The organism is Botryobacter ruber (assembly GCF_003347595.2).
Lineage (GTDB): Bacteria > Bacteroidota > Bacteroidia > Cytophagales > Hymenobacteraceae > Pontibacter > Pontibacter ruber_A.
This window is the reverse complement of the sequence record NZ_QCZK02000013.1, coordinates 15559-30108: the sequence shown is the minus strand read 5'-3', so window position 1 is coordinate 30108 and position 14550 is coordinate 15559. Positions and strand designations below refer to the sequence as shown.

Below are 14550 nucleotides of genomic sequence, written 5' to 3'. Positions count from 1 at the left end.
GATATTATCAGAGATATTGTAATTCTTTGCAAAGGAAATCCTAAACTACTCGACCAGCTTATTCTTTCTGGCTAAGGTTTCGGACAACAATGTTTTGGAAACCTGCCCGGTTTAGCCCGAAAATATGCAGCATTTTACATACGATTACTTAACTTCGCGTTTTAACCTCGAACCAGCTTTTTAAGATAACGATGTCAGAGTATAGTTTTAGTCAGATTGAGAAAAAGTGGCAGCGCTACTGGGAACAAAACCAGACGTTTAAAGCCAAAGCACTGGATTCCAAACCAAAGTATTACTCCCTCGATATGTTCCCCTACCCTTCCGGGGCGGGACTGCACGTAGGGCACCCGCTGGGGTACATTGCCTCTGACATCGTGAGCCGCTACAAGCGCTCCAAAGGATACAACGTGCTGCACCCGATGGGCTTCGATGCCTTCGGTCTGCCGGCAGAACAATACGCCATCCAGACCGGGCAGCATCCTGCTATCACTACCGAGCAAAACATCAAGCGTTATGTAGAGCAGCTCAAAAACCTGGGCTTCTCCTTCGACTGGGAACGCGAAGTGCGCACCTCCGATCCCGGCTACTATAAGTGGACGCAGTGGATTTTCATGCAGCTGTTCAACAGCTACTACAACACCACCACCGACAAAGCAGAACCCATCTCCCGGCTTATCGCTACGTTCGAAAAAGAAGGAAACGGCGCCGTAAAAGCCGCTTGTGATGAAGACGTGCCCTTTTTTACAGCCGAAGAATGGCAGGACATGAACGAGCACCGCAAAGCGGAAATCCTGCTCCAGTACCGACTCACTTACGTGGCCGAAGCCATCGTAAACTGGTGTCCGCAGCTGGGCACGGTGCTGGCGAACGACGAGGTGAAGGACGGTGTATCGGAGCGTGGCGGATACCCGGTGGAGCGCAAGCGCATGCGCCAGTGGATGATGCGCATCACGGCCTATGCCGACCGCCTGCTGCAGGGGCTGGAGGAGATCGACTGGCCGGAGCCGATCAAGGAAATGCAGCGCAACTGGATTGGCATGTCGGTTGGCGCCGAAATGGAATTTGCCCTGGAAAACTCCGATGCAAAAATAAAAGTCTTCACCACCCGCCTCGACACCATCTACGGCGTGTCGTTCCTGGTGCTGGCCCCGGAGCATGAGCTGGTAAATAAAATTACGACACAAGAGCAGGCGTTTGAGGTAGAAACCTACGTGGCGGTGGCGAAAAACCGCTCCGAGCGCGAGCGTATGGCGGATGTAAAAACCATCTCAGGCGCCTTTACCGGTGCCTATGCCATCAATCCGTTTGACGGCGCCCGCGTGCCGGTGTTCATTGCCGATTATGTGCTGGCCGGATACGGAACAGGCGCTGTGATGGCCGTACCATCCGGTGACCAGCGCGACTGGAATTTCGCCAAACACTTCGACCTGCCGATCATCCAGATACTGGATGCGCAGAAAGACATCGAGCACCAGGCCGATGCCACCAAAGAAGGCCGCTACATCAACTCCGACCTCATCAATGGGATGACCTACCAGGAGGCGCTGCCGGTACTGGTGAAGTTCCTCGAAGACAAGGGCATTGGCAAGGGCAAGATCAACTACCGCATGCGCGATGCCGTGTTCAGCCGCCAGCGCTACTGGGGCGAACCGGTTCCGGTTTACTTTAAAGACGGCATTCCGCACCTGCTGCAGGAGAGCGAGCTGCCGCTGGAGCTGCCGAAGATCGACGCCTACCTGCCCACCGAAACCGGTGAGCCGCCGCTGGGCCGCGCTGTTGACTGGAAATATCAGGGCGAGCACCCTTACGAGCTTAGCACCATGCCGGGCTGGGCCGGCTCCAGCTGGTACTGGTACCGCTATATGGACCCAAAAAACGAGCAGGCTTTTGTAGACCAGGAAGTCGTAAACTACTGGCGCAGCGTGGACCTCTACATCGGCGGTTCCGAGCACGCGACCGGGCACCTGCTCTACTCCCGCTTCTGGAACAAGTTCCTCTTCGACCTGGGGCTGGTACCGGAGCACGAGCCGTTTAAAAAGCTCATCAACCAGGGCATGATCCAAGGGCGCTCAAACTTTGTGTACCGCGTAAAAGACAGCAACACCTTCGTCTCCCACGGACTGAAAGATCAGTACGAAACAACGGCGCTCCACGTGGACGTGAACATTGTGGAGAACGACGTGCTGGACCTGGAAGCTTTCAAAAAATGGCGTGCCGAATATGCCAATGCCGAGTTCATCCTCGAAAACGGCAAGTACGTTTGCGGTGTGGAGATTGAAAAAATGTCGAAGTCGAAGTACAACGTGGTGAATCCGGATGACCTTGTGGAGCGATTGGGAGCCGACACGCTGCGCATGTACGAGATGTTCCTGGGGCCGCTGGAGCAGTTCAAGCCCTGGAATACAAACGGCATGGACGGCGTTAACAAGTTCCTGCGCCGCTTCTGGAAGCTCTTCCACGACAACGCGGGCAACTTTGCCGTGTCGGAGGAAGCGCCATCTCCTGCTGAGTTGAAGTCGCTGCACAAGACCATCAAAAAGGTGGAAGAAGATATCGAGCGCTTCTCGTTCAACACGTCCGTGTCCACGTTTATGATTTGCGTGAACGAACTGACGCAGCTGAAGACAAACAAGCGCACGATCCTGGAGCCGCTTACGGTAGTGCTGGCGCCTTATGCCCCGCACATTGCCGAGGAGCTATGGGAGAAGCTGGGCCACTCCGACAGCATCAGCTACGCCTCCTTCCCTGCCTGGGATGAAAACTATCTGGTTGAAAATACGTTTGAGTACCCGGTTTCGATCAACGGTAAGATGCGCGCCAAGATCAACTTCGCGCTCGACACGCCAAAAGAGGAAATAGAGAAAGCCGTGGTGGCCGATGAGCAGGTAGCCAAATTCCTGGAAGGCAAAACACCAAAGAAAATCATTATTGTGCCAAACAAAATAATCAACCTGGTGGTATAATACCTACCATCTTACCAATTAACTTTCAGAAGCCGCCAGCACTCAACCTGGCGGCTTCTGCTTTTATATACCGGCTGTTGTTTCTGCGGAAGAAAGGTACTTTGATGGAAGAAAAAATGAACAGCAGTGGCTGTGGTGGCTGGTGCAGCAAACTATTTTAAGAAAATTCACCTCTTGGGCAGCGCAAAGAGCAGACAATAAGATCCTAGTCGCTGCCGCGCATATGTATGGCAGAGACAGGAAGCACAGCGCTGTAATTACAGGTTCATTTTTCGCACCGAGGCACGGGCTTTGTCCAGTAGGTTGCTGAGCTGGATTACTTCTTCTTCTGTTAAATCCTGGAACATGGAGTCCAGTACGTGCAACTCCTTGTCTATTTCTGCCAGCAGCCTGAGGCCTTTATCTGAGATAACAATGTTCACCAGTCGCTTATCAACAGGATTAGGCGAAACAGTTAAGAAGCCTTTGGCTTCAAGGCGGCTTACCAGGCGCGACACATCAGACATTTTATCGAGCATTACCTCGCGCAGCACAGACGTAGATACCGGTTCGGGATGTTTGTTTCGTAAAATGCGCAGGATGTTGTACTGCTGAAAGGTAAGCTCATAGCGCTTAAAAAAACGCTCGTAAAAATTAAAAACAAAACCGGAGGTATAAACAACATTTATACATCCTTTCTGAAATTCGTTTCTAAATGTGTAATTGGGTCCTAACTCGGTTTCAATCTGCATGTTCAATAAAAGCTGGTTTCAATAATGACCAAAAATAATAGAAATAATTACTAACACAAGATATTCAGCCATTTAAATATCTTAAAATTTCTATTACTTACTTCTACGACACCGGAAGGAATAATGGACAAAAAGAACAGCCTAAAGATGCAGCGCCTGCTGCTGTGATTTGGGAAGGCCTTGAACGACCAGCTGATAAGATGCATCTATCCATTGCCGCAGGAGCACATCTGTTACGCTGCCACCTGGCAACACTGTGTTCCAGTGTTTTTTGTTCATGTGGTAACCGGGCAGTACAGCCGGGTATTTTTCACGCAGCTCTACTGCCAGTTCCGGATCACATTTCAGGTTAATGCCTGCTTCGAAATTACTGATACTGGTGAGTGCGAAAATTTTTCCGCACACTTTAAACACCAGCGTATCCTCGCCAAAGGGGGTTTCTTCTGTTACACCTGCCTTGGCCAGGCAATAATCTCTGAAGTCTTCTATGTTCAAGGTTACAGGTGTTTTATTACAAAGTAAATTACGCCAAGTAAAAACATTACCATCGATACTTTATTGATGGTGTGCATAGCCCGAAGGTTAAAGTTGGTCTTGCGGTTCGGGTCTTTTTTGCGAAAAAAGTAGGTAGATACCTCTGTAAAATCAAATAATCCCTTCATAACAGCTGTCGTAAATCCAAAAATAAAAAAAAACACCGGCGCCTGTGGCGGTTTGCCTGCACCGGCTACTATAGTAACACCCGAAGTGAAAAAAAGATTTTTCCGGGGATAAAATTTTTAGACCAGGTCCGCTGCCTTACTTGGAGAGCCGGCGCAGCCTGAGCCACTGCTGGGCAATAATGGTTTTGGCATCGGGCGTTTGCAATTGCTCAAATTCTTCCGGTGTGTAGGCAGTAACTGCAATATGTTCATGCTCGTGGTCGTTTCCCCCGCCTGCCGCATGTTGTTCCGATACTTCCGCAAAATACAAGTACACCTTTTCGGTGGCGCCTCCGGGCGATGAATAAAAGGTATGAATGTGCTCGAGGTGGTTTACATGGTAGCCGATTTCTTCCTCTATTTCGCGCACAATACTTTCCTCCGGCGATTCCCCTTTGTCTACCATGCCTGCCACTACTTCAATAAGCTCCGATTCAGAGCCAATCCGGTACTGGCGGGTCAGGATATATTTATCCTGCACCGTGTCGTGCACCAGGGCAGCTGCCGCATCGCCCCGGTCAAACTGCTCGCGCGTAAAAATATGGCCGTGTTGTTCAACGGTCAGCTTTTTTATTTTAAAGAAGCCGTCGTAGGCAGTTTCTCTTTTTAGTATGTCCATGTGTGCTTGTGGCAGGTGTTGATGTTGAAATTTAAGTATATTTTAACAGGTTCCAAAACAGCACCGCCCGGAGCAGGGTCAGACCTCGTTATTTTTTTGTGCCGCTTTATCGGTCGGCTTTGTAAAAAAGGACTCGGATAAACTTGATTCGCTCTCGTAGCCCTTCTTCCTGTTTTTGCCAATGCCACCTTCCCCGGGTAGCAGACTGTTTACCAGCGCAAAAGCCTGCGTTACCAGTTCCGGCGACAGCCCATGCACGAGCGCGCCAAATTTTGCGGGCAGCGTAGTTACCACCTCGGCATCGCCGTGGCGCAGGGCATTCAGCACTTCTTTGGCCGATTCTTCAGCACTGATGGAGGTTAACGGACTGGAATCCATCAATTTAAACAGGGCATATTCTTTTTCATGATGTCCTTTTACAAAAGCATTCCGCGGGCTGCCGGTCCGCATGAGCCCGGGAGCCGCCGTGGTGACAATGATGTTGTACTTTTTCAGCTCCGCCCGCAGCCCTTCCGACAAGCCTGTGAGCGCAAATTTACCGGCACTGTAGGGCACCAGGTGCGGCACGCTTATCTTTCCACCAATCGAAGAAATATTCAGAATACGTCCTCCGCCCCTTGCTTTCATGGAATCGAGCACGGCCAGGGTGGTATAAATGGGGGCCCAGTAATGTATGTTAATGGATTCCTCAAAATCCTCGATCGTCATTTCAGCGACAGGACCGACCTGTATGATGCCCGCATTGTTGATGAGCACATCTATTGGACCAAAGTTGTTCTGCACCTGGCTTACCATCTCCTCCACCTGCTCCTGCTTGGTCACATCACACCTTACCACCATCACATCAGCCCCTTTGCCGGCCAGTTCGATGTGGGCATCTTCAAGTTCCAGTTCATTACGTGCGCACAGCACCAGCCTGGCGCCTTCCGCTGCCAGCTGGCGTGCCATTACCAGCCCGAACCCGCGCGATCCGCCTGTTATCAATACAACTTTGCCGCTGAAATCGTACGCTGTCAGTTTCCGGCTGATGGCTCTGATAGCGAGCAGTGCTCCGGCTCCTGCGGCCAGCCACCATAATTTTCTCTTTTCCTCTGTTTTCATGTTTGGTCTTTTATTAAAAAAACAGGTGCAAAGAAAAACTCCCTGCGCCTACCGGTAAACTTACGGCAGATGCAGGGAGTGGTTAGCTTCGGAGGAATGTTATAACTTATCTTATCTAAACTTGGAGAAAATTTTATTTTTAAGCGACGGCGTGTACAGCACCTTTACGGCAGCCACCCCATAATGGTCCGTAGATGAACCATCTCCTAGCCGCGGGCCAATGTTATCGAGATAATCGGTGGACGTGATGTAGTAAACCAGCTCCGGCGCCACACTGATCTTATCCGAAAAGCGGAAGCGCAGCCCCCCGCCCAGTGGTACGAGCAGGGCCACGGCAGGGTAATTACGCTCACTGTCGTAGGTGTACTGCGAGTCGTTCAGGTTGCCCTGCCCCGGGTAGGACGTGGGCGTGTAGTAAACGAGGCCTGCGCCAACCTTAACATACGGCACAACAAAACGTTTGCGCAACGAGCGGTAATTACCCGAGCCACTGTAACTGTCTTTCAGGTTAACTACCACAGCCCCGGAAAGCCCGATGACTTCACTTCGAAACGATACATTGAGCGGTCGCCTTGGGTTGTCTTCTGTGGCCCCCAAGCGTACATAATCTAACTCAGAACTGATGGCCAGGTTCGGGCTCAGTTTATAAAGGGCGCCCAGGCTGATGCTTGGGCCCAGCCGGTTACAGTCAGGGGTTTTACAGATATCGCTGTTTACGGCAGCTACGCCACCACCCACCTGCAGCACCAGGCCATGTTCCGCCACTTTACTGGTCGGGTCAATTTTCAGAAAACCTGGCTGCGCAGCTGCGCAAAAAGGCAGTAGTAGCGGCAGCAAAAGGGAAAAGCAGAAGTTCCTGTTCATTACAGGTAAAAGTACGCGTAAAAGAGTTAAAGATAGCGTTGTATCATCAAAACGTTGAAATGCAACAAAGCTTGTTCCTGAAATGTCATTCAAACATTCTGCCTGCAACACCCGCTGCCTGATGAAGCTGCAAAGGTAGTTCCCGGATCACACAATCCAAAACTTCCATTTTATAATTATACATACTACCAGATAGTATTTACTCAGTTCCACAAAACTATTCCTCCTTTGTCATCCCTGTAGGGTATCTTGTGGGCGAACTGCACTTTGGTTAACTAAAAGGGGCTTCCATTTTAAACTTTCTTGTAGCTGGTCTAAGTGCAGCTTGCTCACAAGATCCCCTACGGGGATGACAAAAGGAGTGTTATTTGATGGAATAGGTTATTTATTATCTGGTATAATTTCATGTAAAAACCTGCAGCAGGCGCTTCAGGGAAAGGAAGATCGGAACACAATAGGAATTACGGTAGCACTATTTATGCTTTAAATTACCGGCCTGCGCATCTATGGCTGCTATAAAATCAATAACCAGTGCAGCTGCATCGGCATAAAAGTCCGGGTGGATGTTGGCAAAATCGTCGGTGGGTTTGTGGTAATGGGCGTGGTCTTCTACCCCGAAATAAACGAAAGGAATGTTGCGCCTATGAAATTGAAAATGATCGGATTGCTCTGTCCAGTCGTCGTGCCCCTGCTCCGGGAGGTCGTGGCCCACTACCAGCCGGGCATGCGGACGCGCTGCCACTTGCTGCAGGAAAGGCTTCAGAGCGGGCGTATGATAGCTGCCGCTGGCGTAGAGTTCGCCTTTGCTGTTGATGCTCAGCATATCCATGTTCACGTTCAGGAGGATGTGCTGCCGAGGGAATGGTGGGTGCTGCAGAAAGGCCGCAGCGCCCTGCAAGCCGGCTTCTTCGGCATCGAAAGCCACAAACACCAGCGTATGCGCAGGCTTATGGGTTTTAAACCAGGCTGCCGCTGCAAGCAAAGCGCCTACACCGGAGGCATTGTCGTCGGCGCCATTGTAGATGCTGCCGTTGCGCTTGCCCACATGGTCGTAATGCGCAGAAACGACAATTACTTTTTCGGATTTGCCGGGGATGTACCCCACCAGGTTAGCCCCCGGAGCGGCCCCGGCAGGTGCCTGCTGTAATTTGAAGGAATGCCGGTAACGGGGCTTATAGGATTTGAGGCCGATCTGCCGGAAGCGCCTGGCGATATACGCCTGCGCCTTTCTGTTCCCGGCAGTGCCACTCCGCCTCCCCTCCATCGAGTCGGCGGACAGGATGCTGACATCCTCCAGCAGTTGTTCCTTGTCCAGCACCACCCCTTGTGCAAAGCCCAGGGCAGGCAGGCAAACAGCTAAAAGGAAAATCAGCAGGTATTTCATGTTTCTTAAAACTCAAAGAAAGGAGTTTTAAAGAAGAATAGCTACTACTTCAGTAAGCTGCGGAGAGTTGGCCAGGGCACCCAGCTTTGCTGTTGCAGCACAAAGCCAGGCTCTTTTTCCTGCCCGGTTTTATGGGCTTCGCTGCTGGAAACAATCTGTGCGAAATCTCTCAGGTAGTTTCGCTTCACCCATCCGTCTTGTGTATAGGCCTGCGTTGCTCTTTTCTGGTCGGTCTGATATCTGTCTTTGTACATTTCGTTGGCTACAGTAAAGTTGAAAATCAGCTGTATCAAAAATGTAACAAGGAGAAGGCCCTGCGGGTTCCTAAACGTTTTTTTTAATCAAATAATACAATTATCCCTCAAACATTAACAACAAACTACACTCAACCAAACACACCCTAACCACCTGACCATAAAAAGCTTACTGCACCTGCCTCCACAGCCTCTGCTCTTGCTTTTCAGAATAATAACCCTGCTGAAAGTGCATAAAAAAAGGCCAGCGCTGCTGACCTTCCTTTTTACTTTTTGATGTTGATAAATGCCGGCGATTCAAACGGACCGATGGAGGTTTGAATGGTAGGTTTTATCTGCAGAACCACCTCCGGGCGTTTGCTTTTATCTTCCTGTGCCAGCAGCGTGGCCAGCCGGATCAGGTTGTTTAAGTTCGGTTGCCCGTTTTCGGAGGCAAGGGTAATGGGGGTACTGACCGAAACGGTATTCAAACCATTTCGCAGCTCCACCGCTTCGCTTACCAGCCCCTGCGCCGCATGCTGCCCGTCCACCAGCAGTTGCCACTTGAGCTGCGTTACCTTCATGGTGCGTTCTTCGCTCCCTTCCGGCAGATCGACATTCAGGTTGAGTGTAGAAAAAGCAGAGAGTTTATTGGAGGAGAAAGCAGAAAACAACACCGCCGCATCCTGAAAGGAAAAATCTTCTGCTCTTCTTTTTTCGAGCAGGTTTATGCCATTCAGCTGCACGGCATCTACGCTCACCAGGTTATAAGATGCTTCCTTAAAGGCATCTACATCGCTTTTGGTACCGCAGGCAAAGCCCAGCCATACCAGGGCCAGCAGCAAGCTGTAATTAACGTATCTTAGGAATATCATGTTATTTTTCATGTTCATGCTTAGCTTTTCACCACTTTGCCAGACCCGGAAATATTGGAGTTTACGGTGGGGCTGCCTTTGTAAGACACTTTCCCGCTGCCGCTGATACTTGCATCCAGTGTCTGGCTGGTTCTTACCTCAACATCGCCCGAGCCCGAAATGTTCACCGTAGTGTTTTCGGCCGGAAAATCAAAGGCTTTCACCTTTCCTGATCCAGAAAGCGAGACATTCTGCGTTCGCGAAAGGCCGTTCAGGTAAATTTCCCCGGAGCCGGTCAGGCGCGTGATGGCCCGCTCTGTTTCAAAAGCAGCACTTATTTTTCCGGAACCATCCAGGACACATTGAATCTCGGGCTCCTCAAACGAATCCCGCATCTCGATACGCCCCGATCCGTTCAACGCTACATAATTCACCGAGGGGAGTGTAATAAATACTTCCACGGTCTTGTGCCGCCGCAGGCAACGGTCGAATTCTACCGTCCAGGTGCCATTGTCCACGCTGGTGCTCATCACATCGAGCACGTTTGGCTGCCCTTTCACTTCTACGTGCTGCTGCGCCCCGTAATTAATGTACACTTTGGTGCTACCGTTAACCTTAACACCATTGATCGGGCTTAACTGCAAAACCCGGGTTTCGGTATTTCCTTCGCCTTTCAGGCAAAAGCCATCTTTGTCGCAGGAAGATAATAAAATAACTGCCAGCAGGGGCAGCATAAAAGTGGAAAGCAGGCGATTAATCATCATAGCTTTATATTGGTTTAGGTTGAGTTGCATGGTAACCGGTACTAGGAGCAACAAAACTGCTGCTTCTGCACAGCCTCCTCCCGGTCAGCTGCCCGCATAGCCGCCGCAAATTAGGAAATTAAGTGCTTATCTGGCTCAGGTAACCTACTTTTTGCCCTTTCTGATTTACCAGGGTACCATTCACCGTCAGGAAGATGGTTTTCAGGTAATCGCTCTCGACTAAATAAGGGAAGCTCCTGTTGGTGGTGCGGGTAAGTTTGCCGATAACTTTTATGCCATCGTCGGTAACGTGCACCAGGTTTAAGCGGTTGGTCAGGTAAAACTGCTCCTGGGGTGCCTGTGCAAAATTTACTTTCCGGAACACATACTGCTTATCCAGCGAAGAACCGGATGGTTCCTCAGCTGCCTGTGCTATGGCAGCACGGTCCGGTCGTGGTGTAGGCGTTCTCGGCTGTTCGTGCGGCTGCACGTTGTTGCTGGCCAGTATCTGCTCCTCGGCATTGCGCCACCCTCTGCTGATGGCCGCCAACCGGTAGCTGCGCCCCGGGTGCGTGGCGGAGGTTCTTTCCTCGGAAAGCACACGCATCGCTGCCTGCGCCTCGTCGAGACTGGCCCCCATTTTACGGAGCACAAACCCCGAGAACTCATCCGCCTCCAGTTCGTCGCCAGGATTACTGCCGGCACGCGACAAGGTGTGGCCGTTCAGGTGATGGCCGATTTCATGCGCCAGGATACTTACCCCCGCCCAGTCGGTGCGAACGGCATTGTTGACAGCCGCCAGGAAACGCTCATTATACAAAATATACCGCTTGCCATTGTAGATGACGGCAGCAGCATTTTCGATATTTGCTGCTCTTAACTCGAAACGGGGCTTCAGGCCCACCACATCGATAATTTCGGTAACAATGTCGCGGGCTCCAACAACGCTGGCTGCAGCGGCTGTTTCCATTGTTTCTGCAGTAGCTGCGCTGCCGTTTACAAAAGGAGCGAATACCAGGCCCAGCAGCAGGGTAGCTATTTTCAGTTTCTTCATGTTTGTATATTTTGAGACCACACTTAGCATATCAACGCATGATCAGCAACAGGTTGTATATAAGGTGTAGCAACTATTTTGCCAGATTTGTCTGTTTATTTATGCTTATTTTCGCGGCAAATATTACCGGGAATGCTGATATCATTTGTACTGCTCTACCTGCTCCTGAACATTGGCATTGGGTTCTGGGCTTCCAGACGTGTAAAAAATACGACAGACTTTTTACTGGCGGGCAGGCAGCTCCCCTTTTACATTTCCACGGCGGTGGTTTTTGCCACCTGGTTCGGCTCCGAAACGTTGCTGGGAGCCTCGTCGGAGTTTGCCTCGCATGGCCTGCTTGGCGTTATTGAAGACCCGTTTGGAGCGGCCCTGTGCCTGGTGCTGGTCGGGCTGTTCTTTGCCCGCAAACTCTACCGCCTCCACCTGCTCACCATCGGCGACTACTACCGTGTCCGGTACAACCGCACTACCGAACTGATCGCTGCTTTCTTTATGGTAATCTCCTACTTTGGCTGGATAGCGGCACAAATGGTGGCACTGGGCATTGTCATGAACCAGGTGTTTGGTATCTCCACCCCCGCCGGCATTGTCTGCGGAAGCCTGGTTGTGGTCGCCTACACGTTTTTGGGCGGGATGTGGTCGGTGTCGATTACCGATTTCATCCAGACGGTCATGATCATCGCTGGTTTGATTTTCATCACCTTCACCCTCACCCGCGAAGCCGACCTGAGCGCCGTCACCAGTCAGCTGCCTCCCAACTTTTTCCGGATGGTGCCGCAGGAGCGGGACCTTGGCTCCTGGCTCAACTACCTGGCCCTGTGGATGACGATCGGGCTGGGTTCCATTCCGCAGCAGGATGTTTTCCAGCGGGTGATGTCGGCACGGACGGAGCGGGTGGCGGTGTTCTCCTCTATCTTTGCAGGTTTTTTGTACCTGACGGTTGCCTTCATGCCCTTGCTGCTCGCCCTCTATGCCAGGGTGCTGCACCCCGACCTGCTGCAGCAGGACGCACAGCTGCTGGTACCGGGACTGGTGCTGCGGTCGGCTTCTCTGTGGGTGAAGGTGCTGTTTTTCGGGGCGCTGCTTTCTGCCATTATCTCCACGGCCAGCGGTGCTATCCTGGCGCCCGCCTCTGTCCTGAGCGAAAACATGCTGCGCCCCCTGCTGGGCGAACTAAACGACAGGCAGCTGCTGGCTTTGTCCAGGATGAGCGTGCTGGCGGTAGCTGCCGTTTCGCTGGGAATGGCCCTGCTACGCAGCAACATCTATGAGCTTGTTAGTGAATCGTCGGCGCTGAGCCTGGTGTCGCTGTTTGTGCCGCTGGTGGCGGGGATGTACTGGAAAAAAGCAAACACGGGCGGCGCCATCGGCTCGATGCTGGCAGGCATGGCCGTCTGGCTTTGCTGCATCGTCCTGGACACTGCCCTTAACCCGCTGCTGTACGGACTGGCAGCCAGTTTTGCAGGTTTAGTGGCAGGGAATTTCTTTGTAAAAAAGACAGGTACTGCTATTCAGTTAAACGACGAAGCGGCTACAGGCGCGGCAGGCTGAGCTACTTTTATGTATTCAGGCAGTTCCACATTGCCCAGTGGCGTCCGGATAGTTGGCTTGATCAGGAAGGTCAGGTGCCGCCGCATGTCCTGGCGCTTTCCCAGCAGGGTTACGAGCTTCGAGAGCCCTTCATAATTCGGCAAACCGTCCTTTTCGGCCATAAGGATGGTGGTGCTGACCGGCAACTCATTTGCACCGTCGGTTAACTTCATTGGCTCCTTTACTTCACCTAAAAGCGCTTCGCTGCCATCCACCCACAATTTCCATTTCAGGCTGGTCATCGTCATTTCCCGCGCTACTCCCGGCTCCTGCATTTGCACATCCAGGTAAAGCGTGGCAGAAAAACACAGCTTGTTTGTGTAAATGGCTGCCAGCAGGCTGTCGCCCTGGCCTGGGGTAAAGTCGTCGGGACCATATTTGTCCATCAGGTCAATGCCGTTTACGGTGGCATTGCTTACTCCCTGCAAGGCGTAACTTGCTTCTGAAAATGCTTTCAGATCACTCACCCGCTTGCAGGACAGCAACAGCAGGACCACCACCAATCCCAGCAGGAAAGGGATTCTTTTCCTGTTCTTCATCCTTAAAAATTTTGATGAGCCAAATCATTAGCGGCAGTAGTCATTTTAATACCATTCCTTAAAATCAGCAGAATTACAGGTCAGAAAGTCTGCTGCAGCTGCCACCACTGCCTCTGCTGCTGTAAAAAGCTGCGCCCGCCTGCAAAACAAAAGCCAGTTACAAAGGGGTTGTAGCTGGCTTTTCATGCGTTGCAGCTGACAGGAGCCGTTTATTCACTGCAATTAGTTGCTCTCTGTTAAACACTCACTTTTTCCTGTTCCGGCCTGGCAGGCGGCTGGCTGGTTTCCAGCAATCTTTTCAGGCGTCGCATGTCTTCCACCACGATGTTCTTGAACATCGGGTTCAGGAGTTTTGCTGCCAGTCCTCCGACCGAACCGGCAGGCGGGCTGTACGAAATCGTTGCCTGTACCACCGTTTCCTTTTCATCGGGCGAATCTGAGAAACGTACCTCGCCGGCATTGTTTATATCGGCAGCAGGTAACGAGCGCCAGGCAATCAGTTCATTTTCCACTTCTTTTTCGATATCGGCATCCCATTCTATCGTACCCACGCCGCCCGGTATGCGCGCCGTCCAGTGCGACCGCTTGGGTCCCAGTTGCTTCACCGTTTCCAGGTGCTTCATAAACTGTGGCAGGTTCTCCAGTTGCCGCCAGAACTTGTATACTTCGGCACGGGGCCTGTTGATGGTTACACTCCGGGTAATTTCGAAGGAAAGGCCTTTGGAATGGGCCGTATCGCGGCCAATGGCTTCGTTTACAGGACAATAACCCGTAGTACCTCTGAATAACATAATGCCTCCAACAGCAGCCATGGTCAGTCCGGCAATATTTGGCTTCCGGAGCCCGTAATAGGCTAACAAGGCGCCTCCTAACACCGAGGCGATCCGCTCTGTATTTCCGACATTTATCTGGCTCGACCCGTTGATTGGCGGCGTTATATGCATGGTGTGCATTAACTCTGACAGGTATGAATTTGATGTATCCATAGATTTATTTTTCTTAATGGATACGTGCAGAGACAGTTATTGTGTTTCTTCTGTTTAAATTTTCTGGCGGATAAAATGGAAAGGAAACATCTTGCAAAGGGATGGCTTCAGCCTTTCCGGCAGGTGCAGCGGGAATGGAGGCAGGTGCAGCAAAGTAATACAGGCCAGCATTACCGTCATAAAAAAGC

15 protein-coding genes are annotated in these 14550 nt (G+C 51.4%); 2 read left to right on the top strand and 13 right to left on the bottom strand.

Annotated features, from left to right (window positions below; translation table 11 throughout):
• The first annotated feature begins 191 nt into the window (after positions 1-191).
• Positions 192-2963, top strand: a complete 2772-nt coding sequence (leuS, locus tag DCW36_RS02450) for a leucine--tRNA ligase (RefSeq protein ID WP_114784484.1) — start codon at positions 192-194, stop codon at positions 2961-2963.
• Positions 2964-3220: 257 nt separating this feature from the next.
• Here the strand turns inward: leuS and DCW36_RS02445 are convergent, their stop codons facing one another.
• From DCW36_RS02445 to DCW36_RS02400, 11 genes are all read right to left on the bottom strand, one after another.
• On the bottom strand, positions 3221-3694 hold the full coding sequence (locus DCW36_RS02445) for a MarR family winged helix-turn-helix transcriptional regulator (protein ID WP_114784482.1): 474 nt from the start codon (positions 3692-3694) through the stop codon (positions 3221-3223).
• Positions 3695-3835: 141 nt separating this feature from the next.
• A complete protein-coding gene (locus tag DCW36_RS02440; RefSeq protein ID WP_114784480.1) occupies positions 3836-4189 on the bottom strand; it encodes an MmcQ/YjbR family DNA-binding protein in 354 nt (117 codons plus the stop codon).
• 2 nt (positions 4190-4191) lie between these two features.
• Positions 4192-4356 (bottom strand): DUF6728 family protein, encoded by a 165-nt coding sequence (locus tag DCW36_RS22435; RefSeq protein WP_164891009.1) that lies wholly within the window; start codon positions 4354-4356, stop codon positions 4192-4194.
• A 136-nt stretch (positions 4357-4492) separates the two neighbouring features.
• Entirely contained in the window at positions 4493-5014 is a 522-nt protein-coding gene (locus DCW36_RS02435) for an NUDIX domain-containing protein (protein ID WP_114784478.1), read from the bottom strand.
• A gap of 78 nt (positions 5015-5092) precedes the next feature.
• Entirely contained in the window at positions 5093-6115 is a 1023-nt protein-coding gene (locus DCW36_RS02430) for an SDR family NAD(P)-dependent oxidoreductase (protein ID WP_114784476.1), read from the bottom strand.
• 111 nt (positions 6116-6226) lie between these two features.
• Entirely contained in the window at positions 6227-6952 is a 726-nt protein-coding gene (locus DCW36_RS02425; RefSeq protein WP_240676021.1) for an outer membrane beta-barrel protein, read from the bottom strand.
• A 499-nt stretch (positions 6953-7451) separates the two neighbouring features.
• A complete protein-coding gene (locus DCW36_RS02420) occupies positions 7452-8363 on the bottom strand; it encodes a M20/M25/M40 family metallo-hydrolase (protein WP_114784472.1) in 912 nt (303 codons plus the stop codon).
• A gap of 44 nt (positions 8364-8407) precedes the next feature.
• Positions 8408-8656 carry a hypothetical protein gene (locus tag DCW36_RS02415; protein WP_114784470.1) on the bottom strand — a complete coding sequence of 83 codons (249 nt, stop codon included), beginning with the start codon at positions 8654-8656 and terminating at the stop codon, positions 8408-8410.
• A 227-nt stretch (positions 8657-8883) separates the two neighbouring features.
• The gene (locus tag DCW36_RS02410; RefSeq protein WP_114784494.1) at positions 8884-9471 is read right to left on the bottom strand and encodes a hypothetical protein; all 588 of its coding nucleotides are present in this window, start codon (positions 9469-9471) and stop codon (positions 8884-8886) included.
• A gap of 20 nt (positions 9472-9491) precedes the next feature.
• A complete protein-coding gene (locus tag DCW36_RS02405; protein WP_114784492.1) occupies positions 9492-10214 on the bottom strand; it encodes a head GIN domain-containing protein in 723 nt (240 codons plus the stop codon).
• 118 nt (positions 10215-10332) lie between these two features.
• Positions 10333-11247 (bottom strand): M48 family metalloprotease, encoded by a 915-nt coding sequence (locus DCW36_RS02400; RefSeq protein ID WP_114784490.1) that lies wholly within the window; start codon positions 11245-11247, stop codon positions 10333-10335.
• Positions 11248-11379: 132 nt separating this feature from the next.
• On the opposite strand from DCW36_RS02400, the gene DCW36_RS02395 reads away from it, so the two are divergent.
• The gene (locus DCW36_RS02395; protein WP_114784468.1) at positions 11380-12798 is read left to right on the top strand and encodes a sodium:solute symporter family protein; all 1419 of its coding nucleotides are present in this window, start codon (positions 11380-11382) and stop codon (positions 12796-12798) included.
• On the opposite strand, the gene DCW36_RS02390 is transcribed toward DCW36_RS02395, so the two are convergent.
• Positions 12759-13376: a hypothetical protein gene (locus DCW36_RS02390; protein ID WP_114784466.1), complete on the bottom strand. Its 618-nt coding sequence runs from the start codon at positions 13374-13376 to the stop codon at positions 12759-12761. The two genes, DCW36_RS02395 and DCW36_RS02390, sit on opposite strands and share 40 nt — an antisense overlap.
• Positions 13377-13612: 236 nt before the next feature.
• Positions 13613-14362 carry an SRPBCC family protein gene (locus DCW36_RS02385; RefSeq protein ID WP_114784464.1) on the bottom strand — a complete coding sequence of 250 codons (750 nt, stop codon included), beginning with the start codon at positions 14360-14362 and terminating at the stop codon, positions 13613-13615.
• Positions 14363-14550: the final 188 nt, after the last annotated feature.

Excerpts from the sequence above, each read along its gene's own strand:
- DCW36_RS02385 (WP_114784464.1), bottom strand. The coding sequence starts at position 14,362 with ATGGATACATCAAATTCATACCTGTCAGAGTTAATGCACACCATGCAT.
- DCW36_RS02410 (WP_114784494.1), bottom strand. The coding sequence starts at position 9,471 with ATGATATTCCTAAGATACGTTAATTACAGCTTGCTGCTGGCCCTGGTA.
- DCW36_RS02390 (WP_114784466.1), bottom strand. The coding sequence starts at position 13,376 with ATGAAGAACAGGAAAAGAATCCCTTTCCTGCTGGGATTGGTGGTGGTC.
- leuS (WP_114784484.1), top strand. The coding sequence starts at position 192 with ATGTCAGAGTATAGTTTTAGTCAGATTGAGAAAAAGTGGCAGCGCTAC.
- DCW36_RS02430 (WP_114784476.1), bottom strand. The coding sequence starts at position 6,115 with ATGAAAACAGAGGAAAAGAGAAAATTATGGTGGCTGGCCGCAGGAGCC.
- DCW36_RS22435 (WP_164891009.1), bottom strand. The coding sequence starts at position 4,356 with ATGAAGGGATTATTTGATTTTACAGAGGTATCTACCTACTTTTTTCGC.
- DCW36_RS02445 (WP_114784482.1), bottom strand. The coding sequence starts at position 3,694 with ATGCAGATTGAAACCGAGTTAGGACCCAATTACACATTTAGAAACGAA.
- DCW36_RS02400 (WP_114784490.1), bottom strand. The coding sequence starts at position 11,247 with ATGAAGAAACTGAAAATAGCTACCCTGCTGCTGGGCCTGGTATTCGCT.
- DCW36_RS02405 (WP_114784492.1), bottom strand. The coding sequence starts at position 10,214 with ATGATGATTAATCGCCTGCTTTCCACTTTTATGCTGCCCCTGCTGGCA.
- DCW36_RS02435 (WP_114784478.1), bottom strand. The coding sequence starts at position 5,014 with ATGGACATACTAAAAAGAGAAACTGCCTACGACGGCTTCTTTAAAATA.
- DCW36_RS02395 (WP_114784468.1), top strand. The coding sequence starts at position 11,380 with ATGCTGATATCATTTGTACTGCTCTACCTGCTCCTGAACATTGGCATT.
- DCW36_RS02420 (WP_114784472.1), bottom strand. The coding sequence starts at position 8,363 with ATGAAATACCTGCTGATTTTCCTTTTAGCTGTTTGCCTGCCTGCCCTG.